Source organism: Ideonella benzenivorans (assembly GCF_020387415.1).
Taxonomy (GTDB): domain Bacteria; phylum Pseudomonadota; class Gammaproteobacteria; order Burkholderiales; family Burkholderiaceae_C; genus Ideonella; species Ideonella benzenivorans.
The window spans coordinates 457,862-483,174 of record NZ_JAGWCB010000008.1 but is presented as its reverse complement, the minus strand read 5'-3'; the positions used below and the strand labels follow the sequence as shown (position 1 = coordinate 483,174).

Genomic DNA, 25,313 nt, shown 5'->3' with positions numbered 1-25,313 from the left:
CGATGGCACAGATCGTCTTTCTGACGGGGGTGCAGGACCGGATTGCCCTGGCCCAGCGCCTGGTGCGCAAGAAGGTCCACGCGGGGGGGCGCGTCTGCGTGCTGGGCGCCACCCCGGACCTGCGCCGGCTCAGTGCGGCGCTGTGGACCGAGCCTCAGCTGGACTTTCTGCCCCATGTCCACACCCGCGTGCCACCGGCTCCGTTGGTGCAGGAGCTGACCCCGGTGTGGCTGATCGAGCAGGCGGTCGAAGGCCTGGCCTGCGACAGTGTGATCAACCTCGGCGTGGACTTGGTCGACTGGACCGGTCGCTTCGAGCGTGTGGCCGAGATCGTCGGCCTGGATGACGAGGACCAGCGGGCCGGCCGCCAACGCTGGAAGGCCTATGAGCGGGCCGGGCATGCGCTGGTCCACCACGCCGGAGGGTGATGTCGAGCGGGGTGTCTGCGCCCTTGGCATGGGGATTGCGTGGGCTGTGGCAGGCTGCTGACGAACGGCCGGTCGGCCTGGGGGGAAGCCCTCGGTGAGCACCGGTTTCGCAGCGATCTTTTTGGAGTATCGTTGCCCGCTCGTTGAGCGCTGTGACCCCATTGACATCTCAACTCACCCTTTGAAGAGGTTCGAACCTATGCAAGTCAAACTGAATGTGATCGTTTCGGCCGCTGTGGCCCTGATGGCCGGCTCGGTGTATGCCGAGGACCTGGTGGTCAAGATCGGTCACGTCGGCCCGACCAGCGGCAGCATCGCCCACCTTGGCAAGGACAACGAGAACGGTGCCCGCATGGCCATCGACGAGTTGAATGCCAAGGGCGTGATGATCGGTGGCAAGAAGGCGAAGTTTGTTCTGCTGACGGAAGACGACGCCGCGGATCCGAAGCAAGGCACCGCCGCCGCCCAGAAGCTGGTGGACGAAAAGGTGAACGGCGTGATCGGCCACCTGAACTCGGGGACCACGATCCCGGCCTCGAAGATCTATTCGGACGCGGGCATTCCGCAGATCTCGCCGTCGGCCACGAACCCGAAGTACACCCGCCAGGGCTTCAAGACCACCTTCCGCGTGGTGGCGGATGACGTGCACCTGGGCGGCACGCTGGGCAAGTACGCGGTGCAAACCCTCAAGGGCAAGACGATCGCCGTGATCGACGACCGCACCGCCTACGGCCAGGGCGTGGCCGACGAGTTCGAAAAGGGCGTGAAGGCTGCTGGCGGCAAGGTTGTCAAGCGCGAGTTCACCAACGACAAGGCGACCGACTTCACCGCCATCCTGACCTCCATCAAGGGTGCCAAGCCCGAGATCGTCTTCTACGGCGGCATGGACGCCGTGGCCGGCCCGATGCTGCGCCAGATGAAGCAACTGGGCATCACCTCCAAGTTCATGGGTGGTGATGGCATCTGCACGAGCGAGCTGCCCAAGCTGGCGGCCGGCACGATCGCCGACAGCCAGGTGGTGTGCGCCGAAGCCGGCGGTATCGACGAGAAGGACAAGGTGGCCGTGAAGGCGATGGAAGACTTCCGCACCAAGTTCAAGAAGAAGTTCAACGCCGACGTGCAGATCTACGCGCCCTACGTGTATGACGCCACGATGGTGATGGCCGCTGCGATGGAGAAGGCGGGTTCGGCTGAGCCGGCCAAGTACCTGCCGGTGCTGGCCAAGACCACGGGCTACAAGGGCGTGACGGGCACCATCGCCTTCGACGAGAGGGGTGACATCAAGAACGGCGCCCTGACCCTGTACACCTACAAGGGCGGTGCCAAGACCGCCCTGGGCGTGGTGCACTGATCGCCAGGCTGTTCACACAGCCCTCAAAGGCCGCCTTCGGGCGGCCTTTTTCATGGTCGGGCAGATGCTTGCAGCGCCTGGACGATGGTACGCACGTTGTATTCGAACAGCTTGAGGTAGCTGTCGGCCGGGCCACCCGCCGGTGACAGGGTGTCGGCATAGAGCTCTCCGCCGATGTGCACGCCCGCCTCGCGGGCGATCTGCTGCATCAGGCGCGGGTCGCCGGCACTTTCCAGAAACAGGGCGCGCACGTGCTGGGCCTTGAGTTCGCGCACCACTCGCGCCACGTCCTTGGCCGACACATCCTCGGCCGTGGTCCAGCCTTGCGGTGCCAGCCAAGTCACCCCGTACTCGGCGGCAAAGTAGCCGAAGGCGTCGTGCGTCGTGACGGCGCGGCGCTGCGCTGCGGGGATGGCGGCGAGCTGTGCCCGCGTGCGTTGATCCAGAGCCTGCAGTTGCTTCAGGTAGGCCTCGGCCTGCCGGTCCAGCTGCGTCGACTGGGCGGGCCGGGCGGTCTTGAGGGCGGCCTGGATGTTGCGCACGTAGGTGGCGGCCCATCGCAGGCTCTGCCAGGCGTGTGGATCCGGGTGGCCGTCGAGCAGCCGGGGCGTGATGCCCTGGCTGGCCACGACCACGCGGCCCTTGAAGCCGGAGGCCTGGATCAGGCGGTCGATCCAGCCCTCCAGGTGCAGGCCGTTGATGACCACCAGGTCGGCGGAAGCCAGGCGCTGGGCATCCGCGGGGCGGGGCTCGAAGACATGGGCATCACCACCCGGGCCGACCAGTGTGTGAACCTCGGCCAGGGGGCCAGCCACCTGCTGCACCATGTCGCCCAGGATCGAGAAGCTGGCCACGACGCGCAGTGGCTTGCCCGGGGCCGCCGCATGGGCCATTTCGGGCCAGAGCGCAGGGGTGGCACACAGGCTGGCCAGGGCCGCGAGGACGGTGGATCGTTTCATCGGGAGTCTCCTTGAGAGGTCAGAGGGGCCAGGTGGCGGGCCCGCAGGCTGTCGATCCGGCCCAGGATGAGCGAGCCCAGGTAGACCGCGCCGGCACTCAGCACGATGGCGGGCCCGGTGGGCAGCTGTGCGTGGTACGACAGCAGCAGGCCGGCCGTGCTGGCAAGTGCGCCAATGAGCGTGGCCAGCACCATCTGCGTGCCCAGGTTGCGTGACCAGAAGCGGGCCGCGGCAGCGGGCAGCACCAGCAGCCCGACCGACATCAGGGTGCCCAGCGTCAGAAAGCCTGCCACCAGGTTGGTGACCAGCAGCAGCATGTACAAGGGCCTCATCCACCCGGCACCGCTGGGCCAGACCAGTCTCAGGAACCCGGGATCCAGCGTGTCGGCCACCAGGGGGCGGATGAAGATGGCCAGCAGCAGCAGGGTGAGGCTGGCCACGCCCGCAACCAATGGCAGCGTCTGGGCATCGGCCGCCAGGATATTGCCAAACAGCAGGTGCATCAGGTCGACGCTGGTGCCCTTGAGGGACACCAGCATCACGCCGGAGGCCAGTGCCATCAGGTAGAAGGCGGCCAGCGCCGATTCCTCGCGTTGGGCGGTGAGGCGGGCCACCTGGTGCGCCAGCGCGGCCACCAGCAGGCCCGCGACAAAGGCTCCCAGGCCGAGCGCAGGCAGGGACAGGCCTGCCAGCATGAAGCCCAGCGCCGCACCGGGCAGCAGGGCATGCGACATGGCATCGCCCATCAGCGTCAGGCGACGCAGGATCAGCAGCGTGCCCACCGGGCCGGTGCTCAGGCTCAACGCCAAGCCGGCAATCCAGGCCCGGCGCATGAAGCCGAACTCGGTGAACGGCTGGATCAGCAGTTCGTGCAGCAGGGGGAGGGTGCTCATGCGCAACGTGCCTCCTGGGCCGAGGCGTAGCCCGCCTGGATCAGCGCAGCGGGCTGCAGGGCGGCCGCGGTGGTGCTCCAGACAGGCTGGGCCCCCCCCAGCAGCAGGGTGTGCGAGAAATGCTCGCGCACCTGCGTCAGGTCGTGCAGCACTGCGACCACCGTCCGGCCCTGGGCCTGCCAGCGCTGGAGCAGGCCCAGCAGTTCCACCGTGGTGCGTTCGTCCATGGCGGCGAATGGCTCGTCCAGCAGCAGCAGCTGGGCTTCCTGCGCGAGCAGTCGGGCAAACAGCATGCGCTGGAACTGCCCCGTGGACAGGGTCTGCAGGGGGCGCTGCCCCAGCCCGGCCAAGCCCACCTCGGTCAGTGCCTGGTCCACACGTTGGCGTGCGCGGCCATCCAGTCCGCCCCAGGGGCCGATGTGCGGCCAAAGCCCCAGTGCCACCACCTCCTGAACCTGCAGGGGGAATTGACGGTCCAGGCGGGTGGCCTGGGGCAGGTAGCCCAGGCGCAGGCCAGGGGCCCGGACGATGCGGCCTTCGCTGGGGGCCAGTTCGCCCGCCAGCGCCTCAAGCAACGTGGACTTGCCCGCGCCATTGGGGCCGATGACGGCGGTGAGGGTGCCGGGCAGGAAGGACCCGGTCAGGGCGGACAGCACAGTGCGGCCCTCGCGGCACAGGCGCACCTGTTCCAGTTGCAGGGAGGGGGGGCTGGCGGTGGTCTCAGGCGACATCGTTCAGGGCCCAGGCCACGGCCAACCACAGCACCAGCAGCACCAGCAGGGCAAGGATCACCCGTGCCTTCAGGCTGGAGGCCATCAGCCAGTGGCTGCCATGCGATGGGGAAGTCATTATTGAGAATGAGTTTTCAAAATTGAAGTATGCCAGAATCTTTGACATGCAACGATCCACCCGCCAGCGCACCGCCATCCGCGCCGCCATTGCGGCGGCGGGGCGGCCCCTGTCCCCGCAAGAGGTGCTGGATCAGGCGCGGACGGAGGTGCCGGCGCTGGGGCTGGCCACGGTCTACCGCAACCTGCGCCTGCTGCTGGAGGATGGCGAGATCCAAGGTGTCAACCTGCCAGGCGACAACGTGCGCTACGAACTGGCGGGCCATGACCACCACCACCACTTCCAGTGCACGCAGTGCCAGCGGGTGTTCGACATCCATGCCTGCCCGGGGGATCTGCAGCGGCTCGCGCCGCCGGGGTTTTCGGTCGAGGCCCATGACCTGACGTTGTATGGCCTGTGTGCCGACTGCCGCGGCTCGACCTGATCTGGCGCTGGACCATCTGGGCAAAGAAAAACGCCCCAGAGCACAAGGCTGCGGGGCGTTCATCTTTGTCTTGGCGGAGGGAGCGGGATTCGAACCCGCGGTGGGCTATTAACCCACACACGCTTTCCAGGCGTGCGACTTAAACCGCTCATCCATCCCTCCGTGGGATAAGCCCGCCATGATAGCGCATCGAAAGCCGATGTCACCAGTGTCGTTGAAATTTTTCTCCGCCAGACGATCCGGACCGGCATCGCCATCTTCGTGGCCTGCGGCCGCAACCCCGTCATCGTTCGGGCCTACACTTCGCCCTTCCATTTTCGGGCTCGCCCGCCGTGTTTCAGGAGCCGCCATGCAGGGCTTTCACTTTCCGGTTGTCATCATTGACGAGGACTTCCGTTCCGAGAACACCTCGGGTCTGGGCATCCGTGCCCTGGCCGAAGCCATCGAGAAGGAGGGCTTCGAGGTGGTGGGCGTGACCAGCTACGGTGATCTGTCGCAGTTCGCGCAGCAGCAAAGCCGGGCCAGCGCTTTCATTCTGTCGATCGACGACGAGGAATTCACGCCCGGCCCCGAGCTGGACCCGGCGGTGGTGAACCTGCGCGCCTTCATCAGCGAGATCCGCTTTCGCAACGCGGACATCCCGATCTACCTGTATGGCGAGACCCGCACCTCGCAGCACATCCCGAACGACATCCTGCGGGAGTTGCACGGCTTCATCCACATGTTCGAAGACACGCCCGAGTTCGTGGCGCGTCACATCATCCGTGAGGCCAAGAGCTATCTGGATGGCCTGGCGCCACCGTTCTTCCGGGCGCTGATGGACTATGCGCACGACGGTTCCTATTCCTGGCACTGCCCGGGGCACTCCGGCGGCGTGGCCTTCCTGAAGAGCCCGATCGGCCGCATGTTCCACCAGTTCTTTGGCGAGAACATGCTGCGCGCGGACGTTTGCAACGCGGTTGAGGAACTGGGGCAACTGCTGGACCACACCGGCCCGGTGGCTGCCAGCGAGAAGAACGCGGCGCGCATCTTCAACGCGGACCACTGCTTCTTCGTCACGAACGGCACGTCCACCTCGAACAAGATCGTCTGGCACCACAACGTGGCCCCGGGGGATGTGGTGCTGGTGGACCGCAACTGCCACAAATCCATCCTGCACAGCATCATCATGACCGGCGCGGTGCCGGTCTTCCTGACGCCGACCCGCAACCACTACGGCATCATCGGCCCGATCCCGGAGAGCGAGTTCAGCAAGGAATCGATCCGGCGCAAGATCGCTCAGCACCCGCTGCTGCAGGACGTGGACCCGGAAACGGTGCGGCCCAAGATCCTCACGGTGACCCAGAGCACCTACGACGGCGTGCTCTACAACACCGAGTACATCAAGTCCGCGCTCGACGGTTGGGTCGACACCATCCACTTCGACGAAGCCTGGTTGCCGCACGCGGCCTTCCACAAGTTCTACGGCACCTTCCACGCCATGGGCAAGGGCCGCAAGCGCCCGCAGCAGGCGGTGGTCTATGCCACCCAGTCCACCCACAAGCTGCTGGCTGGCATCAGTCAGGCGTCACAGGTGCTGGTGCAGGATTCGCAGAGCACCCAGCTGGACCGTCCGCTGTTCAACGAGGCCTATCTGATGCACACCTCCACCTCGCCGCAGTACGCGATCATCGCGTCCTGTGACGTGGCCGCGGCGATGATGGAGCCGCCGGGTGGCACCGCGCTGGTGGAAGAGAGCATCAAGGAAGCGCTGGACTTCCGCCGCGCGATGCGCAAGGTGGACGAGGAGTACGGTGAAGACTGGTGGTTCCAGGTCTGGGGTCCGGACCGGCTGGCCGAAGAGGGCATTGGCCGCCAGGACGACTGGGTGCTCAAGGCCAACGAGACCTGGCACGGCTTCGGCAACCTGGCCGCCGGCTTCAACATGCTGGACCCGATCAAGTCCACCATCATCACCCCGGGCCTGGATGTGTCGGGGCAGTTTGCCGCGAGCGGCATTCCGGCCTCCATCGTCACCAAGTTCTTGGCCGAGCATGGCGTGGTGGTCGAGAAAACGGGGCTGTATTCGTTCTTCATCATGTTCACGATCGGCATCACCAAGGGCCGGTGGAACACGCTGCTGACGGCGTTGCAGCAGTTCAAGGACGACTACGACCGCAACCAGCCGCTCTGGCGCATCCTGCCGGAGTTTTGCGCCGCGCATCCGCGCTATGAGCGCATGGGCCTGCACGACCTCAGCCATGGCATCCACCAGATGTATGCCAAGGGGGACATCGCCCGGCTGACCACCGAGATGTACCTGTCGGATCTGCAGCCGGCGATGAAGCCGACCGAGGCGTTTGCCTACATCGCCAACCGCCGGACCGAGCGGGTGCCGGTCGAGGAACTGGAAGGGCGCATCACCACCTCGCTGTTGACGCCGTATCCGCCGGGCATTCCGCTGTTGATCCCTGGGGAGCGCTTCAACCGTCGGATCGTGGACTACCTGCGCTTTGTGCGGGACTTCAACAAGACCTTCCCGGGCTTCGAGACCGATGTGCATGGCCTGGTGACCGAGGAAGGGCCGGGTGGCGAGCGCCGCTATTACGTCGATTGCGTGCGCGACTGAGTTTGCTGGGCACAAAAAACCCTCGCCGAGGCGAGGGTTGCGATGGGAGGGGAGGCGGCTCAGGCCTCGTCCTCGCTGGGCATGCCGCCCACCATCACGTGGCTGAAGCCGCCGTCGACGTAGGTGATCTCGCTGGTCATGCCGGCCGCCAGGTCGGACAGCAGGAAGGCGGCGACGTTGCCGACATCCTCGATCGTCACGTTGCGACGCAGCGGGGCATTGCGCGAGAAGATGTCCAGCAGCTTGCCGAACCCCTTGATGCCCGAGGCCGCCAGGGTCTTGATCGGGCCGGCCGAGATGCCGTTGACCCGGATGCCCTTGGGGCCGAGGCTGGCGGCCAGGTAGCGCACACTGGCTTCCAGCGAAGCCTTGGCCAGCCCCATGGTGTTGTAGGCCGGCACGTAGCGGATGGCGCCCAGGTAGGACAGGGTCAACAGTGCGGCGTTGTCGCGCAGCGAGGGCAGGGCCGCCTTGGCCAGCGCCGGGAAGCTGTAGGCCGAGATGTCGTGCGCGACGCGGAAGCCTTCGCGCGACAGACCATCCAGGAAATCACCGGCAATGGCCTCGCGCGGCGCGAAGCCGATCGAGTGCACGAAGCCGTCGAAGCCCTCGGGCCAGGCGGCCTTGAGGTCGGTGAACAGGCGCTCGATGGCGGCGTCGTCGCCCACGTCGCAGTCAAACACCAGTTTGGAATCGAATTCGGCGGCGAATTCGGTGATGCGGTCCTTGAAGCGGTCGCCGACATAGCTGAAAGCCAGTTCGGCACCTTCGCGGTGGCAGGCCTTGGCGATGCCGTAGGCGATGGAGCGGTTCGAAAGCAGGCCCGTGATGAGCAGGCGCTTGCCGGCGAGGAATCCCATGCGGTCTCCGGAGTGTTGTGGTCCAGCGTGATTTTGACACGGGCAACTTGCTGTGAGACAGGGCTCGGGCTATAATTCGAACTTCGCTAGAATGCCGATAGCTAACGAAGTGGGCGGATTCATCTCTGCCCATTTTTTTTGCGTTGGCGTTCGTGCTGGGGCAATTTCGCAGAAAGGTACTCGCACCCTGATGAGCTGGAGCCAGGCCGTCGAGAAGACGGTGACAGGTTTGGGTTATGAACTCGTCGATGTCGAACGATCGACCGGCGGGTTGTTGCGCGTCTATATCGACCGCGTGCCCGGCAAGGTGTATCCGACCGGTGGGCAGGAGTTCGTGACGGTCGAGGACTGCGAGGTGGTGACCCGCCAGCTGCAGTATGTGCTGGAGGTCGAGAACGTCGACTACGCCCGGCTCGAGGTCTCCTCGCCGGGGCTGGATCGGCCGCTGAAGACGCCCGAACACTATGCCCGTTTCGCGGGGCAGCAGGTGCAGGTCACCTTGAAGCTCCCCTTCCAAGGACGCAAAAAATACGAAGGCCTGCTGCAGGCCACTGAAAGCGGTGAAGGCTGGCAACTGGTCTTCAACGATGGCAAGGTCGACCAGGTTCTGGACTTCAGCCTGGACGAGGTGCGTGAAGCCCGGTTGGTGCCGGTGCTCGATTTCAAGGGCCGTCGCACCAAGGCGGCCCCAGCCGCCCAGCCCGCTCCGGGCGACGAGACAAACGACGGAGGTCAACAAGAATGAACCGCGAAATGCTGATGTTGGTGGATGCGATCTCGCGCGAAAAGGGCGTGGACCGCGATGTGGTGTTCGGCGCGGTTGAATTGGCCCTGGCCTCCGCCACCAAGAAGCTGCACGGTGGCGAGGTGGACATCCGCGTCGCCATCGACCGCGACACGGGCGAATACGAGACCTTCCGCCGTTGGCATGTGGTGCCCGACGAGGCTGGTCTGCAGATTCCCGACGCCGAGATCCTGCTGTTCGAGGCCAAGGAGCAGATCGCCGACATCGAGGTGGACGACTACATCGAGGAGCCGATCGAATCGGTGCCGATCGGTCGCATCGGCGCCCAGGCCGCCAAGCAGGTCATCCTGCAGAAGATCCGTGACGCCGAGCGCGAGCAACTGCTGCAGGACTTCCTGGCCCGCGGCGAGAAGATCTTCGTCGGCACCGTCAAGCGCCTGGACAAGGGCGACATCATCGTCGAGTCCGGCCGTGTCGAAGGCCGCCTCAAGCGCAACGAGATGATCCCGAAGGAAAACCTGCGCACGGGGGACCGCGTGCGGGCTTTCATCAGCGGCGTGGATCCGACCGCGCGCGGTCCGCAGATCCTGCTGTCGCGCTCGGCGCCGGGGTTCATGGTCGAGCTGTTCGCCCAGGAGGTGCCGGAGATCGAGCAAGGCCTGCTGGAGATCAAGAGCTGCGCCCGCGACCCGGGCAGCCGCGCCAAGATCGCCGTCGTCTCGCACGACAAGCGGGTCGACCCGATCGGCACCTGCGTCGGCGTGCGGGGTTCGCGCGTCACCGCCGTGACCAATGAGCTGGCTGGCGAACGGGTGGACATCGTGCTGTGGTCGGAGGATCCGGCCCAGTTCGTGATCGGCGCCCTGGCCCCGGCCAACGTGCAGTCCATCGTCGTCGACGAGGAAAGGCATGCGATGGACGTGGTGGTCGACGAGGAGAACCTGGCGATCGCCATCGGCCGCGGTGGCCAGAATGTGCGCCTGGCCTCGGAGCTGACCGGCTGGCGCATCAACATCATGACGGCCGAGGAATCGGCGGCCAAGCAGGCGCAGGAATCCGACGTCGTGCGCCGCCTGTTTGTCGAGAAGCTGGATGTGGACGAGGAAGTCGCCGACATCCTGATCGCCGAAGGCTTCACCAGCCTGGAAGAAGTGGCCTACGTGCCGCTGCAGGAAATGCTGGAGATCGAGGGCTTCGACGAAGACACCGTCACCGAGCTGCGCAACCGAGCCAAGGATGCGCTGCTGACCATGGAAATCGTGCGCGAGGAGGGCGTGGGCGGTGTGTCCCAGGACCTGCGCGACCTGGAGGGGTTGAACCCCGATCTGATCGCCAAGCTGGCTGCCGGAGGCGTCAATTCCCGTGACGACCTGGCGGACCTGGCCGTCGACGAACTGGTCGATATGACCGGCGTGGACGAGACCGAGGCCAAGGCATTGATCATGAAGGCACGTGAACATTGGTTCAACGCCTGACACCCGACAGAGGCCTCATACGAGCATCCACGCACACGGTACCCAGACAAGGAATCCCAGAATGGCAGTGACCACCGTCGCCCAACTCGCCGCGGAGCTGAACAGGCCCGCCGCGACGCTGCTGGAGCAGCTGAAGTCGGCCGGCGTCGCCAAGAACTCGCCCGACGACTCGCTGAGCGAGTCCGACAAGGAGCGCCTGCTCGATCATCTGCGCAATGCGCATGGCATGGGCACGAGTGGCGAACGCAAGAAGATCACCCTGACCCGCAAATCGACCAGCGAAATCAAGCAGGCTGATGCCAGCGGCAAGGCCCGTACCATCCAGGTGGAAGTGCGCAAGAAGCGCACCTTCGTCAAGCGTGACGACCTGCCGGCCGGCGCCAGTCCTGAAGAGGAAGCGGCTGCCGAGGAAGCTGAGCTCACCCGCCGTGAGGAAGAAGCCCGCCGCCAGGCGGAGCTGATCCGCCAGCAGGAAGAAGAGCTGGCCGAAAAGCGCCGTCAGCGCGAGGAACAGGAACGCCTGGAACGCGAAGCCGCGGCCAAGGCGGCTGCCGAAGCCGCTGCCGCGAAGGCTGCTGCCGAAGCGGCTGCGGCCAAGGCCGCGGAAGAGGCCGCTGCCGCAGCGGTCAAGGCCAAGAAGGCTGCGGAAAAGGCGGCGGAAGCGTCGACCCACGCTGCGCCGGCCTCGCGAGCGCCGGCCGCCGCCGTGGCTGCGCCCGCACCTGCTGCACCCGCGGCCCCCGCTCCCGCCCCCAAGCCTGCGCTGCGCGTGGTCAAGGCGTCGGCGGTCGGGCAGGATGCCGAGGAAGCCAAGCGTCTGGCCGACCTGACCGAGCGCCGCCGCAAGGCGGAGGCCGAAGCTGCCGCCATCCGCGACATGATGGCCCGCAAGTCCAAGGTCATGGTGGCCAAGAAGCCGGAAGAGCCCAAGCCTGCCGAAGTGAGCAAGGAAGGCATCAAGGGCACCATCCACAAGACCAAGACCGGTGCCCCGGCCCCGACCACGGCATCGCCGTCTGCGGCCAAGCCTGGCGACAAGAAGTCGGTCAAGTCGGAGAAGCTGTCGTCCAGCTGGGCCGATGACGCGAAGAAACGCGGTGTGGCTGGCAAGCCCCGGACCGACATGTCGAGCAACCGGCCGGGTTGGCGCGCGCCGCGCGGCGGTCGCCGCGGTGACCACCGCGACACCGATCGTTCCAGCACCTTCCAGGCGCCGACCGAACCGGTGGTGCAAGAGGTCTACGTGCCCGAGACCATCTCGGTCGCGGACCTGGCTCACAAGATGTCGGTCAAGGCCAGCGAAGTCATCAAGAAGATGATGCTGCTGGGCCAGATGGTGACCATCAACCAGCAGCTGGACCAGGAAACGGCCATGATCGTGGTCGAGGAAATGGGCCACAAGGCGTTTGCCGCCAAGCTGGACGACCCGGAAGCCTTCTCCGAGGAGGAAGAGGCCGCCGCCAGCGGCGACGCACTGCCGCGTGCCCCGGTGGTGACCGTGATGGGTCACGTCGACCACGGCAAGACCTCGCTGCTGGACTACATCCGCCGCAGCCGTGTGGCCGCAGGCGAAGCCGGCGGCATCACGCAGCACATCGGCGCGTACCACGTCCAGACCAAGCGCGGCATGATCACCTTCCTGGACACCCCGGGTCACGAGGCCTTCACGGCCATGCGGGCTCGCGGTGCCAAGGCCACCGACATCGTGATCCTGGTGGTGGCGGCCGACGACGGCGTCATGCCGCAGACCAAGGAAGCCATCAGCCATGCCAAGGCGGCCGGCGTGCCGATCGTGGTCGCGATGACCAAGATCGACAAGCCCGAAGCCAACCCGGATCGCGTCAAGAGCGAGCTGGTGGCCGAGGAAGTGGTGCCGGAAGACTTCGGTGGCGACAGCCCCTTCGTGGGCGTGTCCTCCAAGACCGGTCAGGGCGTCGACGAGCTGCTGGAGCAGGTGTTGCTGCAGGCCGAGGTGCTGGAGTTGAAGGCGCCGGTCGACGCGATGGCCAAGGGCATCGTGATCGAAGCCCGCCTGGACAAGGGCCGCGGCCCCGTGGCCACGGTGCTGGTGCAGACCGGCACGCTCAAGCGTGGCGACGTGGTGTTGGCGGGTGCCAGCTATGGCCGCGTGCGTGCCATGCTGGACGAGGATGGCCACAACACCGCCGAGGCCGGCCCCTCCATTCCGGTGGAGATCCAGGGTCTGACCGAGGTGCCGCAGGCCGGTGACGACTTCATGGTGCTGGCCGATGAGCGCCGCGCCCGTGAAATCGCGACCTTCCGCCAAGGCAAGTACCGCGACGTCAAGCTGGCCAAGCAACAGGCCGCCAAGCTGGAGTCCATGTTCGAGAACATGGGCGAAGGCCAGGCCCAGGTGCTGCCGTTGATCGTCAAGGCCGACGTGCAAGGCTCGCAAGAAGCCCTGGTCTCCTCGCTGCTCAAGCTCTCGACCGACGAGGTCCGGGTGCAGGTGGTGCATGCGGCGGTTGGTGGCATCAGCGAGTCCGACGTCAACCTGGCGATCGCCTCCAAGGCCGTCATCATCGGTTTCAACACCCGTGCGGACGCCAACGCCCGTCGGGTGGCCGATGGCAATGGCGTGGACATCCGCTACTACAACGTCATCTACGACGCGGTGGACGAGGTGAAGGCGGCGATGGCCGGCATGCTGGCGCCCGAGCAGAAGGAAGAGATCATCGGCATGGCCGAGATCCGCAAGGTGTTCGTGGCGACCAAGATCGGCACGATCGCGGGTTCGATGGTCACCTCCGGGGTGGTGCGTCGCAACGCGAAGTTCCGCCTGCTGCGCGACAACATCGTGATCTACACGGGCGATGTCGAATCGATTCGGCGCGAGAAGGACGACGTGCGCGAGGTCAAGGAAGGCTTCGAGTGCGGTATCAAGCTCAAGAACTACACCGACATCAAGGAAGGCGACCAGCTCGAGATCTTCGAGATCAAGGAAGTGGCACGCACGCTGTAAACAGGGTGGCGCTGCTCGCCAGCACGACCCCGCCGAAACCCGGCGGGGTTTTTGCTTGAGTGGCCCGACCTGCAAGGAGCTTCTCCATGCGACACAAACAAAGTCTCCCCAACCGCAGTTTCCGGGTGGCCGACCAGATCCAGCGCGATGTGGCCGAGCTGATCCGCGAGCTGAAGGACCCCCGGATTGGCATGGTCACGATCAATGCCGTCGAGGTGACGCCCGACTACGCGCACGCCAAGGTGCTGTTCTCGCTGCTGGTGGGCGACCCGGTCGCCACCGAGGCGGCCCTGAACGAGGCGGCCGGCTTCGTGCGCAATGGGCTGTTCAAGCGCCTGTCCATCCACACCGTGCCCACGCTGCACTTCAAGTTCGACCAGACCACCGAGCGTGCGGCCGAGCTGAATTCGCTGATCCAGCAGGCCAACGCCACGCGAGCCAAGGATGACTGAGCTGGTCATGAGCGAATCCCCCGTGACGGCACCGCGCCCCCGCATCGTGCGGCGGCCGGTGCATGGCGTGCTGTTGCTCGACAAGCCGGTGGGCCTGTCGAGCAACGACGCGCTGCAGAAGGCCAAGCGCCTGTTCCGCGCCGAGAAGGCCGGCCACACCGGCACGCTGGACCCCTTGGCGTCCGGTCTGCTGCCGCTGTGCTTTGGCGCGGCCACCAAGTTCTCGCAAGCCAGCCTGGAGGCTGACAAGGCCTACGCGGCGACGTTGCGCCTGGGCCAGACCCGGGTGGGCGGCGACATGGAGGGCGAGATCGTGCAGGTGCGTCCGGTGCAGGTGACGATGGCGGACATCGAAGCCGCCTGCGCACGCTTCACCGGGCTGATCTCACAGATGCCGCCGATGCATTCGGCCCTGAAGAAGGACGGCAAGGCGTTGTACGAGTACGCCCGCGCCGGGATCGAGGTGGAACGCGAGCCGCGCCAGGTGCGCATTCACGCCATCGACATCCTGGGCTGGGATGCTGCGGCCTGCAGCGTGCAGTTGGCCGTGCGCTGCAGCAAGGGCACCTACATCCGCACCCTGGCTGAAGACATCGGTGAGGCGTTGGGCTGTGGGGCCCACCTGGCCGGACTGCGGCGCACGCACAGCGGCGGATTGAACGTGGCCGAGGCGGTCTCTCTGGACCGCCTGGCCGAACTGGACGAGGCAGGTCGCGACGCATTGCTGCGCGGCCCCGACTGCATGCTGGCCGACTGGCCGGCGTTGTGCCTGTCCATGGACGATGCGGGGCGCTTCCTGACCGGAATGCGCCGCAAGGTGAAGGCGCCCGACATGCCGGCGGTGCGCGTCTACGGACCCAACCCGTCCACCTTCCTGGGCAGTGCCCATGTCACCGCCGGTGAATTGATACCCGACCGCCTGCTCAGCCCCATCGAGGTGCAGGCCCTGCTGGTCAACCAGAAAGAAACACCATGAGCCGACAGATTCGCAACATCGCCATCATCGCCCACGTGGACCATGGCAAAACCACCATGGTCGACCAGCTGCTGCGCCAGTCGGGCACCTTCGCCGAACACGAGAAGGTGGTCGACACCGTGATGGACAACAACGCCATCGAACGTGAGCGCGGCATCACCATCCTGGCCAAGAACTGCGCGGTCAGCTGGGAAGGCACCCACATCAACATCGTCGACACCCCGGGACACGCGGACTTCGGCGGCGAGGTGGAGCGCGCCCTGTCCATGGTGGACGGCGTGGTGCTGCTGATCGACGCCCAGGAAGGCCCGATGCCGCAGACCCGCTTCGTGACCAAGAAGGCGCTGGCCCTGGGCCTGAAGCCCATCGTCGTGGTCAACAAGGTGGACAAGCCGGGTGCCAAGCCCGATGCTGTCATCAACGCCGCCTTCGACCTGTTCGACAAGCTGGGCGCCACCGACGAGCAACTGGACTTCCCGGTGGTCTACGCCTCGGGCATCAACGGCTGGACCTCGCTGGAAGAGGGCGCGCCCGGTGAGCAGTGGGGCCCCGACATGTCGGCCCTGTTCAACACCATCCTGAAGCATGTGCCCTCGCACCAGGGTGATCCGGAAGCGCCGCTGCAGCTGCAGATCTCCGCGCTGGACTACTCGACCTTCGTGGGCCGCATTGGTGTGGGCCGCATCAGCCAGGGCACCTTGAAGCCGTCGATGGACGTGCTGGTGATGGAAGGCCCGGATGGCAAGAGCTTCAAGGGCCGCGTCAACCAGGTGCTGACCTTCCAGGGGCTGGACCGCGTGCAGGTCACCGAAGCCGGCCCGGGCGACATCGTGCTGATCAACGGCATCGAGGACATCGGCATCGGCGTGACGCTGACCAGCCCCAGCGACCCCGCCCCGCTGCCGATGCTGAAGGTGGACGAGCCGACGCTGACGATGAACTTCTGCGTCAACACCTCGCCGCTGGCCGGCCGGGAAGGCAAGTTCGTCACCAGCCGCCAGATCTGGGACCGGCTGCAGAAGGAACTGCAGAGCAACGTGGCGCTGCGCGTGTCCGAAACCAGCGAGGACGGTGTCTTCGAGGTGATGGGCCGGGGCGAACTGCACCTGACCATCCTGCTGGAAAACATGCGCCGCGAGGGCTATGAACTGGCCGTGGGCAAGCCGCGCGTGGTGTTCCGCGACATCGACGGCGTCAAGTGCGAGCCGATCGAGCTGGTCACCGCCGACGTGGAAGAGCAGCACCAGGGCGGCGTGATGCAGGCCCTGGGTGAGCGCAAGGGCGAGCTGGTCAACATGGAGCCGGACGGCCGTGGCCGCGTGCGCCTGGAATACCGCATCCCGGCCCGCGGTCTGATCGGCTTCTCCAACGAATTCCTGAACCTGACCCGTGGCTCGGGTCTGATCTCCAACATCTTCGACGGCTACGAGCCCCACAAGGGTGACATCGCCGGCCGCAAGAACGGTGTGCTGATCTCGATGGATGCCGGTGAAATCTTCACCTACGCCCTGGGCAAGCTCGACGACCGCGGTCGCATGTTCGTCAAGCCGAACGACCCGGTCTACGAAGGCATGATCGTCGGCATCCACAGCCGTGAGAACGACCTGGTGGTCAACGCCACCCGCACCAAGCAGCTGACCAACTTCCGCGTCAGCGGCAAGGAAGACGCGATCAAGGTCACCCCCCCGATCGAGCTGACGCTGGAATACGGCGTCGAGTTCATCGAGGACGATGAGCTGGTCGAGATCACGCCCAAGTCGATCCGCCTGCGCAAGCGCTTCCTGACCGAGCACGAACGCCGCAAGGCCGCCCGCGAAGGCGCATGAGCGCCGCGCCCATGATGAGCCACCGCCGCGCGGTGGCCACCATGGTGCTGGCCACGCTGCTGTGGAGCATTGCCGGGGTCGTGACCCGGCACCTGGATTCGGCCGCTTCCTTTGAGGTGACCTTCTGGCGCAGTGCCTCGAACACGGTCGCGATGGCCGTGCTGCTGAGCTGGCAGATGGGGCCGCGCACGCTGTGGGCGCAGCTGCGCCAGGGCGGGGCCACGCTGTGGTGGTCCGGCCTGGGCTGGGGTGTCATGTACACCGCCTTCATGGTGGCGCTGACGCTGACCAGCGTGGCCAACGTGCTGATCACCGAGGCCCTGTCGCCGCTGCTCACGGCCCTGATCGCCCGCTTCGCGCTGAAGCAGCGGCTGCCGGTGCGCACCTGGGTGGCCATCGCCATGGCCAGCGGCGGCATTGCCTGGATGCATGTGTCCCATGTGGTGGGGGGCGATCTGCGCCACCTGCTGGGCACGGCCCTGGCCTTGCTGGTGCCGGTGTGCAGCGCGCTGGTGTGGGTGATGATGCAGGTGAACGCCCGGCGTGGGGCAGCGCAGCAGGATCTCTCGGCCGCGGTGCTGATCGGGGCCGTGCTGTCGGCTGCTGTCTCTTTGCCGCTGGCCTGGCCGCTGCAGGCCTCCGGGCACGACATGCGCCTGCTGAGCCTGCTGGGGGTGGTGCAGCTGGCCATCCCGTGTGTGATGGCGGTTGCCGCGGGGCGGGTGCTGAAAGCGCCGGAGGCCTCGCTGCTGGGCCAGCTGGAGATCGTGTTCGGCGTGGCCTGGACCTGGCTGGGCACGGCCGAGGCCCCCACGCCGGCAGTGCTGGGCGGTGGCCTGCTGGTGCTGGGGGCGTTGACGGCCAATGAGGGGCTTGCCCTCTGGCGCACCCGGCTGGCGGCGGCGCGCTGATCCCGCCCCCGAGAGGCGCCTGGGCGACGGCACAATGCGACCAGAGCCGGCCTGTCGACCGGCAGGAGACATCCCCGCATGACCTCGGATTCCTTTGTGCCGCCGCTGTGTGCCGGCGGGCACATCCTCGCGCAACGTCGTGGCCCCCTGGGCCTGATCACCCTGAACCGGGCCGGGGCGCTCAATGCGCTCTCGCTGGCGATGGTGCGCGACCTGACCACCGTGCTGCTGCAGTGGCGCGACGACCCCGCCGTGAAGGGCGTGCTGGTGCAGGGCGCCGGCCGGGAGGGCAAACCCCCGGCCTTCTGCGCGGGCGGTGACATCCGCTTCTTTCACCAGGCGGCCCTGGCCGGTGACCCGCGACTGGAAGACTTCTTCACCGAGGAGTACGCCCTCAACCACCTGATCCACCGGTACCCCAAGCCCTACATCGCGCTGATGGACGGGGTGTGCATGGGGGGCGGCATGGGCATCAGCCAGGGCGCGTCGCTGCGGGTGGTGACCGAGCTGAGCAAGCTGGCCATGCCGGAGACCAACATCGGTCTGTTCCCGGATGTGGGTGGTGGCTGGTTCCTGGCCCGTTGCCCGGGCCATGTGGGCGAGTACCTGGCGCTGACCGGTGAGGTGCTGGGCGCGGCCGATGCCCTGGCCGTCGGTCTGGCGGACGTGATGCTGCCATCGGCCAGGCTGCCGGCGGTGGTCGAAAGCCTGGCCGATGGCTCGGCCGGCACCGGGGGCCAGTTGGAAGCCGCGGTGCGGGCCCGGGCCGAGGCCCCCGGGGAGAGTCGCCTGGCTGCGTTGCAGGCGCAGATCGACCAGCACTTCAGCGCCGCCTCGCTGGCCGCCATCGTGGCCTCGCTGGGGCGTGATGACAGCGCCTGGGCGCAGCACACGCTGGCCGGGCTGCGCAAGCGCTCACCGCTGATGATGGCGGTGACGTTGGAACAGGTGCGCCGCGCCCGGCAGATGAGCCTGGCCGACGATCTGCGCATGGAGCGCGACCTGGTGCGTCACTGCTTCCACCTGCGGCCGGGGACGGCCAGCGAGACGGTGGAGGGCATCCGCGCACTGGTGGTCGACAAGGACCACCAGCCGCGCTGGAACCCCGCGCGCGTGGAGGATGTGACGCCGGACCTGGTGGCCGGCTTTTTCGCCAGCCCCTGGCCCGCCGTGGTGCACCCGCTGCGCGCGCTGGACTGACGGGCTCAGCCCTTCAGTTTCAGGCCGCCCATCATCGGGTCGCTGACGCTGGGCTTGCCGGTTTCCACATGGCCGGCCAGTCGGGTCAGGAAGCCGGCATCGCTGGCCGTGGTGACCTGCAGGTCATACCAGCCAAAGGTCCGGTGCAGAGACCAGGTCAGCGACTGCGCATCGCCGACGGCCAGCGTCAAGGTCTGGGACTTGCCGCTGTACTGGTCGCTGAGTTTCAGGGTCACGGCCGCCTTGCCGGCGTTGTGGAAGGTCACGGTGATGGCCTCGTCGCCGGCCACCGGGCTGTAGACCGTGCTGGTTTCGACGCGCGTGCTGCTCTTGGCCACGCCCCCGCGCTGGCGGCGCAGGAAGCCGTTGGGGCCCGAGACCGACAGGTCGTACTGGCTCACCCCGGCGGCCAGCAGATTCCACTGGCCCTTGAGCGAGCGACCCGGCTCGACGGTGTAGCAGCGTGGCGCGTCCAGCGTGGTGGCGCTGTGGACCTGGAACACGGCGGTGGCCGCACCTTCGTTCAGGAATTCCAGCACATACAGGCCCTTGTCGACCTTCAGGTGACCGTTGGCCTGCAGCGCATAGGGCAGGGCACGGGCACGGCGCACGCCGGTTTCCTGCACCGGCAGCTGCGGGTTGGCCGGTGCCACCACCACGTAGTCGGCGTGGCGCACCAGGTCGGGCGGGAAGTAGGCCGAGGTGCTGGGCAGGGTTGGCACCTTGGCGTTCGGTGTGGCGAAGTTGAAGGCGGTGGTCAGGTCGCCGGCGACGGCGCGGCGCCACGGGGTGATGTTGCTCTCGGTCACGCCGAAACGGGCCTCCAGGAAGCGGATCACCGAGGTGTGGTCGAAGACCTGGGAGTTGACCCAGCCGCCCTTGCTCCAGGGCGAGATCACCAGCATCGGCACCCGCATGCCCAGGCCGTAGGGGCCGGCCGGGTGGCTGGCGTCACCGGCATAGAGCTCGTTCGTGGTCTTCACGGTGGAGGCGCCCAGGCTGGCATGGGCCGGCGGGGTGGGTGGCACCATGTGGTCGAAGAAGCCGCCTTCCTCGTCGTAGTTGACCAGCAGCACCGTCTTGCTCCAGACGGCCGGGTTGGCGGTCAGGGCGTCCAGGAACTGGGAGACGAACCAGGCACCGTAGTCGGCCGGGTGGTTGGGGTGCTCGCTGTAGGCTTCTGGGGCGACGATCCAGGAGACCTGCGGCAGCGCGTTGTTGGCCACGTCCTGGCGGAACTGGGCCACCAGCCCGTTCGGATCCCGGTTGCTGTTGACGATGGCGGTGCCGGTCTTGGCCTTGTCGGCCAGCGGGGTGCCGGGCACGGCGTTCTGGTACTGGTGAAAGTACAGCAGCGAGTTGTCGCCGTAGTTGCCGATGTAGGGGTCGCTGGTCCAGCCCCAGTAGCCGTCGGCGGTCAGGCCGGTGCCGGTGTCCTGGTAGATCTTCCAGCTCACGCCGGCGGCCTGCAGGCGTTCCGGGTAGGTCTTCCAGTCGTAGCCGGCTTCGGCGTTGGTGATGACCGGGCCACCGGCCTTGCCGTCGTTGCCGACCCAGCCCGTCCACAGGTGGTAGCGGTTCGGATCGGTCGGGCCCAGCAGCGAGCAGTGGTAGGCGTCGCAGACGGTGAAGGCATCGGCCAGCGCGTAGTGGAAGGGGATGTCCGCGCGCTGGTGGTAGGTCATGGCCGACAGGCCCTTGTTGGGGACCCACTGGTCGTGGCGGCCCTGGTTCCAGGCCGCATGGGTGTCGGTCCAGCCGTGCGGCGGGTCGGGCAGGAAGGTCAGGCCCAGGTTCTCCACCGGCGGACGGAAGGGCAGCACCAGCTGGGCGCCGTTCATCTGGTACCAGACCGGCTGACCCGAGGGCAGCGTGACCGCCCGTGGATCGGCAAAGCCGCGCACGCCGCGCAGCGTGCCGAACAGGTGGTCGAAGGAGCGGTTCTCCTGCATCAGGATCACCACATGCTCGACGTCGGCCAGCGTGCCGGTGCGGTGGTGGGCCGGAATCTCGAGGGCACGGGCGATGCTGGGGTGCAGGCCGGCGGCGGCGCTGGTGGCGCTGGCCCATTGCAGGAACTGGCGGCGGCGGGGATCGGTCATGAGGGGACCTCAGGGGCGAGTGGGGAAGGCTTCACACGCTAGAAACCGGGTTTGACACGGTGGTGTCGGCGGCGTGACGTCTGCGGCCCAGGCTGTGACACCGTGTGACGGCCTGCGCCGATAATTCGGGGGTGACGAATCCCGCCGCCCTCCCCACCGTCCCCGCCGTTTCCGTCCCGCTCTCGCCCTGGCGTCTGAGCGTGGCGCCCATGCTGGACTGGACCGATCGCCATTGCCGGCACTTCCATCGCCAGCTCACCCGCCAGACCCGGCTCTACACCGAGATGGTGACCACCGGCGCATTGCGGTTTGGTGACCAGGCACGCCATTTGGACTATGGCGACGAGGAGCATCCGCTGGCCCTGCAATTAGGGGGGAGCGAGCCCGAGGACCTGGCCCATGCCACCCGGCTGGCCCGGCAATGGGGTTATGACGAGGTGAACCTGAACTGCGGCTGCCCCAGCGAGCGGGTGCAGCGCGGGGCCTTCGGCGCCTGCCTGATGGCCGAGGCGCCGCTGGTGGCCGATTGCGTGCGCGCGATGCGGGACGCCGCCGAGCCCTCACAGGCCGGCCAGGCAGCGCTGCCGGTGACGGTCAAGCACCGCATCGGCATCGACCGGGAGGAGAGCTATGCCTTCGTGCGTGACTTCGTCGGCACCGTGGCCGAGGCCGGCTGCGAGGTCTTCATCGTCCATGCCCGCAACGCCTGGCTCAAGGGCTTGAGCCCGAAGGAGAACCGCGAGGTGCCGCCGCTGCGCTACGAGCTGGTCTACCAGCTCAAGCGCGAGTTTCCGCAGCTGACCATCGTGCTGAACGGGGGCGTCAAGACGAATGCGGAGATCGCCCAGCACCTGGCGCAGGTGGACGGGGTGATGGTCGGCCGTGAGGCCTATCACAACCCCTGGCTGATGGCCGACTGGGACAGCCGCTTCTGGGGGGCTGAAGCCGACCCCGCGACCGAGCGCGATGCGGTCGAGCAGGCAATGGTGCGCTACATGGCCGAGCGGCAAGCCGCCGCGGGAACACCCTGGGCCCACATCGCCCGCCACATGCTGGGGCTGCACAACGGCCTGTCGGGCGCACGCCGCTGGCGGCAGGTTTGGTCCGACCACCGGCTGAAAGAGGCCACGCCCGAGGCGGTGTACCAGCAGGCCCACCGCCGCGACGCCGCCCCGGCGACAGCCGCCTGAGGGCGGCGTGGCCCGCGGCCTCAGGCCGCCACGGGCGTGCGCTGCGGCCAGGTGGCCAGCAGCAGGCCGGCCAGGGCCAGGCCCAGCGCCAGCACCTGGGCCAGGGCCAGCGATTCCCCCAGGAACAGCACGCCGACGGCGGTGGCTGACAGCGGCAGCATGACGCTGAACACCCCGGCCTGCTGTGCCGGCACATGGCGCAGGCCCTTCATCCACAGCCAGACGGTGATCACGCTGGCGGCCAGCGCGTAGAAGGCGAGCAGGCCCCAATCGGTCGGCCGGGTCTGGCCGAAATCGAACTGCAGCGCCTGCCACAGGCCCAGCGGCGTCACCAGGGCCAGGCCCCAGAGGTTGATCAGCGCGCTGATGCGCCGTGGCGAGACCTGGGCGGTCAGCTTCTTGCCGATCACCATGTAGCAGGCCTCGCAGAACACCGCACCCAGCAGCAGCGCGTAGCCCCACCAAGGGGCCGGTTGGCTGCCGGCGCCGTTGTGGCGGCTCAAGGCCAGCAGCACGATGCCCGCGACCGCGCAGGCCACGCCGGCCAGCACCCGGGGCCGCAGCGGCTCCTTGAGCCACAACCGCGACAGCAGCGCGACCGCTGCCGGAATGCCCGCCATGATCACGCCGGCCGCGACGGCCGAGGTGGCGGCCACGCCGAACAGCATGCAGATCGAGAACAGGAAGTTGCCCAGGAAGCTTTCCAGGAACAGCAGCCTGCGGTCGGCCGGGGCCAGCGGGGCCTCGCCCGGCGTGCGCTGCACCCAGCGGACCATGGCCACCGCCGCCATGCCAAAGCGCAGCCAGGCCAGCAGGAAGATGGGAAACACGGCCACCAGGAGCTTGGACAGGCCGACATAGCTGCCGACCAGCGCCATGCTGGCGGCCAGGCTGGCATAGGCCAGCCCGCGGGACGAGGTGGGGGACGACATGAAGCCGGACAGGTTAGCGCATCCAGCCCGGGTTGGCGGGGCGGTACGATGCCGGCATGCGCATTCTGCTGGTGGAAGACGACGAGCTGCTGCAGAAGGCCCTGGCCAGCGCCCTGGCCGAGGCCGGTCTGGCGCTGGACGTGCTGTGCGCGGCCGAACCGGCGCTGGACGTGTTGGCGCACGGCATGCACGACCTGGCGATCGTCGACATCGGCCTGCCGGGCATGGATGGGTTGAGCCTGGTGCGTCGCCTGCGGGCGGGCGGCAACAAGGTGCCGGTGCTGATGCTGACCGCCCGTGACGGGCTGGATGACCGGGTGCGGGGCCTCAACGAAGGCGCGGACGACTACCTGATCAAACCCTTTCTGTTGCCGGAGTTGCTGGCCCGGGTGCAAGCGCTGATCCGCCGCAGCCAGTCGGCCGCCAGTTCCCGCGTGGCCGCCGGTCCGCTGGTGATGGACATCGCCAGCCACGAGGCCGAACTGGCCGGCCAGCCCCTGGGCCTCACCGGTCGTGAATGGGATCTGCTGCTGGCCCTGGTGCTGGCCATGCCCAAGGTGCTGGCCAAGCGCAAGCTGGCCGACAGCCTGAGCCGCTGGGACAAGGAGATCACCGACAACGCGATCGAGATCTATGTCTCCCGGGTGCGTGGCAAGCTGGCCGACAGCGGGGTGACCATCCGCACCGTGCGGGGCATCGGCTACCGGCTGGACATCGAGACCGCATGACCCTGAAGGACCCGCCCTCGCTGCGTGGCCGGCTGCTGCGCCTGCTGTGGTGGCCGCTGCTGGCCGTGCTGGTGTTGAGCGCCGTGTACGACTACCTGCAGTGGTCCGACCGGGCCCGCGCGAACCAGGACCTGGCACTCTCGCGCATCGCCATCGCACTGGCCACGCGGCTGGATGTGGATGCCGACGACGCCCACGACGATGACCTGGGGCCCCATCTGCAGCGCACGGTGCAGGCCATGCAGCGCGCCGACGGGCGCGACCAGCTCTACTTCGCGGTGGCTGACGGACACGGGGCGGTGCTGGGTGGCGATGCGCGCCTGCTGGCCCTGGTGCCGCCGCCCCGGGCAGACTGGGCCGAGTTCACCGACACCCATTGGGCGGGTGAGGACGTGCGGGTGGTGGTGCTGCCACACCATTCCCCGGTCGGGCCGGTGACGGTGGTCGTGGCAGAGACCACCGAGCGCCGGGTGGCGCAGACCCACCATGTGCTGGTGGACACCGTCGTGCCCAACCTGGTCCTGCTGCTGCTGGCCCTGGGGCTGGTCTGGTTGGGCGTGAACCTGGCGCTCGGGCCGCTGGACCGCCTGAGCGAGCAGGTGGGCGAGCGGGCGCCGGACGACCTCAGTGCCATGCCCGAGTCGCCCCTGCCCAGCGAGCTCAAGCCGCTGGTCGGCGCCCTGAACCGCCTGATGGGCCATCTGCGCGAAGCGGCGCAGGCGCAGCAGGCCTTTCTGTCGAATGCCGCCCACCAGCTGCGCACGCCGCTGGCCGGGGTGATCAACCAGATCGAGCTGGCCGCCCGCACCGCCGAGGGGCCGCAGCGCGAACGGCTGGCGGCCATGCAGGCGGCGCTGCAGCGCATGACCCGCTCCACCCACCAGATGCTGGCGCTGGCCCGTTCCGGCCCGCAGGCGGTGGCGGCAGAGACGCTGCACGACGTGGACCTGGCGCTGCTGCTGGAAGAGGGCGCCTCTCTGTGGCTGGACCCGGCCCTGGCCGCAGGGGTGGACCTGGGGTTCGAGACCGCGCCGGCGGTGGTGCGGGGCTCCGACTGGATGCTGCACGAGCTGCTGGGCAACCTGATCCACAACGCCATCCGCCACAGCGCCCGGGGCGACCACGTCACCGTGCGCTGCGGCACGGCCGCGCCGGGCGGCGCCTGGCTGGAGGTCGAGGACGAAGGGCCGGGCATTCCGCCCGCCCTGCGCGACAAGGTCTTCGACCGCTTCTTCCAGACCCCGGACGCCGCGCCCGGGGGCAGCGGACTGGGGCTGTCCATCGTGCGGGAGGTGGCCGAGCGTCACCACGCCGCCGTCCAGCTGCAGGCCGGCGGGGCCGGGCGGGGCCTGCTGGTGCGCGTCACCTTCCCGGCCCGAGACAGCCGCGACACCGCGCTGCGCTGAGCCGCGCGTTGCGCC

Annotated in this window: 22 protein-coding genes and 1 tRNA gene; 15 read left to right on the top strand and 8 right to left on the bottom strand. The window is 67.6% G+C overall.

Annotated elements, in window-relative coordinates; genetic code table 11:
* Nucleotides 1-2: 2 nt before the first annotated feature.
* Both KGA65_RS07880 and KGA65_RS07875 read left to right on the top strand, forming a co-directional pair.
* Nucleotides 3-428 (top strand): DNA polymerase III subunit chi, encoded by a 426-nt coding sequence (locus tag KGA65_RS07880; protein WP_225862589.1) that lies wholly within the window; start codon nucleotides 3-5, stop codon nucleotides 426-428.
* Between the two features lie 199 nt (nucleotides 429-627).
* Complete coding sequence (locus KGA65_RS07875; RefSeq protein ID WP_225862588.1) at nucleotides 628-1,779, top strand: branched-chain amino acid ABC transporter substrate-binding protein; 1,152 nt, start codon at nucleotides 628-630, stop codon at nucleotides 1,777-1,779.
* Nucleotides 1,780-1,829: 50 nt separating this feature from the next.
* Here KGA65_RS07875 and KGA65_RS07870 read toward each other — a convergent pair whose 3' ends face one another.
* From KGA65_RS07870 to KGA65_RS20915, 4 genes are read right to left on the bottom strand one after another with little or no spacing between them, the layout of a single operon-like run.
* Nucleotides 1,830-2,738, bottom strand: coding sequence for a metal ABC transporter substrate-binding protein (locus KGA65_RS07870; RefSeq protein ID WP_225862587.1), 909 nt, complete (start codon nucleotides 2,736-2,738; stop codon nucleotides 1,830-1,832).
* Nucleotides 2,735-3,631: a metal ABC transporter permease gene (locus KGA65_RS07865; RefSeq protein ID WP_225862586.1), complete on the bottom strand. Its 897-nt coding sequence runs from the start codon at nucleotides 3,629-3,631 to the stop codon at nucleotides 2,735-2,737. The genes KGA65_RS07870 and KGA65_RS07865 overlap by 4 nt, the downstream gene beginning before the upstream one ends.
* Nucleotides 3,628-4,362, bottom strand: a complete 735-nt coding sequence (aztA, locus tag KGA65_RS07860; protein ID WP_225862585.1) for a zinc ABC transporter ATP-binding protein AztA — start codon at nucleotides 4,360-4,362, stop codon at nucleotides 3,628-3,630. Before aztA ends, KGA65_RS07865 begins: the two co-directional genes overlap by 4 nt.
* Nucleotides 4,352-4,480, bottom strand: a complete 129-nt coding sequence (locus tag KGA65_RS20915) for a hypothetical protein (RefSeq protein ID WP_255650470.1) — start codon at nucleotides 4,478-4,480, stop codon at nucleotides 4,352-4,354. The genes aztA and KGA65_RS20915 overlap by 11 nt, the downstream gene beginning before the upstream one ends.
* Before the next feature lie 46 nt (nucleotides 4,481-4,526).
* On the opposite strand from KGA65_RS20915, the gene KGA65_RS07855 reads away from it, so the two are divergent.
* Nucleotides 4,527-4,904: a Fur family transcriptional regulator gene (locus tag KGA65_RS07855; protein ID WP_225862584.1), complete on the top strand. Its 378-nt coding sequence runs from the start codon at nucleotides 4,527-4,529 to the stop codon at nucleotides 4,902-4,904.
* A 71-nt stretch (nucleotides 4,905-4,975) separates the two neighbouring features.
* Here KGA65_RS07855 and KGA65_RS07850 read toward each other — a convergent pair.
* Nucleotides 4,976-5,066 (bottom strand) — tRNA-Ser (locus KGA65_RS07850).
* Nucleotides 5,067-5,253: 187 nt separating this feature from the next.
* Between KGA65_RS07850 and KGA65_RS07845 the strand changes: the two genes are divergently transcribed.
* The gene (locus KGA65_RS07845) at nucleotides 5,254-7,512 is read left to right on the top strand and encodes an Orn/Lys/Arg family decarboxylase (RefSeq protein WP_225862583.1); all 2,259 of its coding nucleotides are present in this window, start codon (nucleotides 5,254-5,256) and stop codon (nucleotides 7,510-7,512) included.
* Between the two features lie 59 nt (nucleotides 7,513-7,571).
* Here the strand turns inward: KGA65_RS07845 and fabI are convergent, their stop codons facing one another.
* Complete coding sequence (fabI, locus tag KGA65_RS07840) at nucleotides 7,572-8,372, bottom strand: enoyl-ACP reductase FabI (RefSeq protein ID WP_225862582.1); 801 nt, start codon at nucleotides 8,370-8,372, stop codon at nucleotides 7,572-7,574.
* A 190-nt stretch (nucleotides 8,373-8,562) separates the two neighbouring features.
* Between fabI and rimP the strand changes: the two genes are divergently transcribed.
* The 8 genes from rimP (at nucleotide 8,563) to KGA65_RS07800 (ending at nucleotide 18,940) form a co-directional block, all read left to right on the top strand.
* A complete protein-coding gene (gene rimP, locus KGA65_RS07835) occupies nucleotides 8,563-9,117 on the top strand; it encodes a ribosome maturation factor RimP (RefSeq protein ID WP_225862581.1) in 555 nt (184 codons plus the stop codon).
* Nucleotides 9,114-10,592, top strand: a complete 1,479-nt coding sequence (nusA, locus tag KGA65_RS07830) for a transcription termination factor NusA (RefSeq protein WP_225862580.1) — start codon at nucleotides 9,114-9,116, stop codon at nucleotides 10,590-10,592. Before rimP ends, nusA begins: the two co-directional genes overlap by 4 nt.
* 61 nt (nucleotides 10,593-10,653) lie before the next feature.
* Nucleotides 10,654-13,575 carry a translation initiation factor IF-2 gene (gene infB / locus KGA65_RS07825; RefSeq protein WP_225862579.1) on the top strand — a complete coding sequence of 974 codons (2,922 nt, stop codon included), beginning with the start codon at nucleotides 10,654-10,656 and terminating at the stop codon, nucleotides 13,573-13,575.
* 86 nt (nucleotides 13,576-13,661) lie between these two features.
* On the top strand, nucleotides 13,662-14,027 hold the full coding sequence (rbfA, locus tag KGA65_RS07820; protein WP_225862578.1) for a 30S ribosome-binding factor RbfA: 366 nt from the start codon (nucleotides 13,662-13,664) through the stop codon (nucleotides 14,025-14,027).
* Nucleotides 14,028-14,034: 7 nt separating this feature from the next.
* Nucleotides 14,035-15,003, top strand: a complete 969-nt coding sequence (truB, locus tag KGA65_RS07815) for a tRNA pseudouridine(55) synthase TruB (protein ID WP_225862577.1) — start codon at nucleotides 14,035-14,037, stop codon at nucleotides 15,001-15,003.
* Complete coding sequence (gene typA, locus KGA65_RS07810; RefSeq protein ID WP_225862576.1) at nucleotides 15,000-16,829, top strand: translational GTPase TypA; 1,830 nt, start codon at nucleotides 15,000-15,002, stop codon at nucleotides 16,827-16,829. Before truB ends, typA begins: the two co-directional genes overlap by 4 nt.
* Nucleotides 16,826-17,740, top strand: a complete 915-nt coding sequence (locus tag KGA65_RS07805) for a DMT family transporter (protein WP_225862575.1) — start codon at nucleotides 16,826-16,828, stop codon at nucleotides 17,738-17,740. Before typA ends, KGA65_RS07805 begins: the two co-directional genes overlap by 4 nt.
* A gap of 78 nt (nucleotides 17,741-17,818) precedes the next feature.
* Nucleotides 17,819-18,940 carry an enoyl-CoA hydratase/isomerase family protein gene (locus KGA65_RS07800; RefSeq protein ID WP_225862574.1) on the top strand — a complete coding sequence of 374 codons (1,122 nt, stop codon included), beginning with the start codon at nucleotides 17,819-17,821 and terminating at the stop codon, nucleotides 18,938-18,940.
* A gap of 5 nt (nucleotides 18,941-18,945) precedes the next feature.
* Here KGA65_RS07800 and KGA65_RS07795 read toward each other — a convergent pair whose 3' ends face one another.
* Nucleotides 18,946-21,042, bottom strand: a complete 2,097-nt coding sequence (locus tag KGA65_RS07795) for a phosphocholine-specific phospholipase C (RefSeq protein WP_225862573.1) — start codon at nucleotides 21,040-21,042, stop codon at nucleotides 18,946-18,948.
* 131 nt (nucleotides 21,043-21,173) lie between these two features.
* On the opposite strand from KGA65_RS07795, the gene dusA reads away from it, so the two are divergent.
* Nucleotides 21,174-22,232 (top strand): tRNA dihydrouridine(20/20a) synthase DusA, encoded by a 1,059-nt coding sequence (gene dusA, locus KGA65_RS07790; RefSeq protein ID WP_225862572.1) that lies wholly within the window; start codon nucleotides 21,174-21,176, stop codon nucleotides 22,230-22,232.
* A gap of 20 nt (nucleotides 22,233-22,252) precedes the next feature.
* Here the strand turns inward: dusA and KGA65_RS07785 are convergent, their stop codons facing one another.
* On the bottom strand, nucleotides 22,253-23,164 hold the full coding sequence (locus KGA65_RS07785) for a DMT family transporter (protein WP_225862571.1): 912 nt from the start codon (nucleotides 23,162-23,164) through the stop codon (nucleotides 22,253-22,255).
* Nucleotides 23,165-23,220: 56 nt separating this feature from the next.
* On the opposite strand from KGA65_RS07785, the gene KGA65_RS07780 reads away from it, so the two are divergent.
* Together KGA65_RS07780 and KGA65_RS07775 are read left to right on the top strand one after the other, a co-directional pair.
* Entirely contained in the window at nucleotides 23,221-23,892 is a 672-nt protein-coding gene (locus KGA65_RS07780; protein ID WP_225862570.1) for a response regulator, read from the top strand.
* Entirely contained in the window at nucleotides 23,889-25,298 is a 1,410-nt protein-coding gene (locus tag KGA65_RS07775; RefSeq protein ID WP_225862569.1) for a sensor histidine kinase, read from the top strand. Before KGA65_RS07780 ends, KGA65_RS07775 begins: the two co-directional genes overlap by 4 nt.
* Nucleotides 25,299-25,313: the final 15 nt, after the last annotated feature.

Coding starts and splice junctions, on each gene's coding strand:
- KGA65_RS07800 (WP_225862574.1), top strand. CDS start 17,819: ATGACCTCGGATTCCTTTGTGCCGCCGCTGTGTGCCGGCGGGCACATC.
- KGA65_RS07805 (WP_225862575.1), top strand. CDS start 16,826: ATGAGCGCCGCGCCCATGATGAGCCACCGCCGCGCGGTGGCCACCATG.
- KGA65_RS07845 (WP_225862583.1), top strand. CDS start 5,254: ATGCAGGGCTTTCACTTTCCGGTTGTCATCATTGACGAGGACTTCCGT.
- KGA65_RS07880 (WP_225862589.1), top strand. CDS start 3: ATGGCACAGATCGTCTTTCTGACGGGGGTGCAGGACCGGATTGCCCTG.
- KGA65_RS07875 (WP_225862588.1), top strand. CDS start 628: ATGCAAGTCAAACTGAATGTGATCGTTTCGGCCGCTGTGGCCCTGATG.
- rbfA (WP_225862578.1), top strand. CDS start 13,662: ATGCGACACAAACAAAGTCTCCCCAACCGCAGTTTCCGGGTGGCCGAC.
- fabI (WP_225862582.1), bottom strand. CDS start 8,372: ATGGGATTCCTCGCCGGCAAGCGCCTGCTCATCACGGGCCTGCTTTCG.
- KGA65_RS07855 (WP_225862584.1), top strand. CDS start 4,527: ATGCAACGATCCACCCGCCAGCGCACCGCCATCCGCGCCGCCATTGCG.
- KGA65_RS07865 (WP_225862586.1), bottom strand. CDS start 3,631: ATGAGCACCCTCCCCCTGCTGCACGAACTGCTGATCCAGCCGTTCACC.
- truB (WP_225862577.1), top strand. CDS start 14,035: ATGAGCGAATCCCCCGTGACGGCACCGCGCCCCCGCATCGTGCGGCGG.
- KGA65_RS07775 (WP_225862569.1), top strand. CDS start 23,889: ATGACCCTGAAGGACCCGCCCTCGCTGCGTGGCCGGCTGCTGCGCCTG.
- typA (WP_225862576.1), top strand. CDS start 15,000: ATGAGCCGACAGATTCGCAACATCGCCATCATCGCCCACGTGGACCAT.
- rimP (WP_225862581.1), top strand. CDS start 8,563: ATGAGCTGGAGCCAGGCCGTCGAGAAGACGGTGACAGGTTTGGGTTAT.
- aztA (WP_225862585.1), bottom strand. CDS start 4,362: ATGTCGCCTGAGACCACCGCCAGCCCCCCCTCCCTGCAACTGGAACAG.
- nusA (WP_225862580.1), top strand. CDS start 9,114: ATGAACCGCGAAATGCTGATGTTGGTGGATGCGATCTCGCGCGAAAAG.
- KGA65_RS07785 (WP_225862571.1), bottom strand. CDS start 23,164: ATGTCGTCCCCCACCTCGTCCCGCGGGCTGGCCTATGCCAGCCTGGCC.
- KGA65_RS07795 (WP_225862573.1), bottom strand. CDS start 21,042: ATGACCGATCCCCGCCGCCGCCAGTTCCTGCAATGGGCCAGCGCCACC.
- KGA65_RS20915 (WP_255650470.1), bottom strand. CDS start 4,480: ATGACTTCCCCATCGCATGGCAGCCACTGGCTGATGGCCTCCAGCCTG.
- KGA65_RS07780 (WP_225862570.1), top strand. CDS start 23,221: ATGCGCATTCTGCTGGTGGAAGACGACGAGCTGCTGCAGAAGGCCCTG.
- KGA65_RS07870 (WP_225862587.1), bottom strand. CDS start 2,738: ATGAAACGATCCACCGTCCTCGCGGCCCTGGCCAGCCTGTGTGCCACC.
- infB (WP_225862579.1), top strand. CDS start 10,654: ATGGCAGTGACCACCGTCGCCCAACTCGCCGCGGAGCTGAACAGGCCC.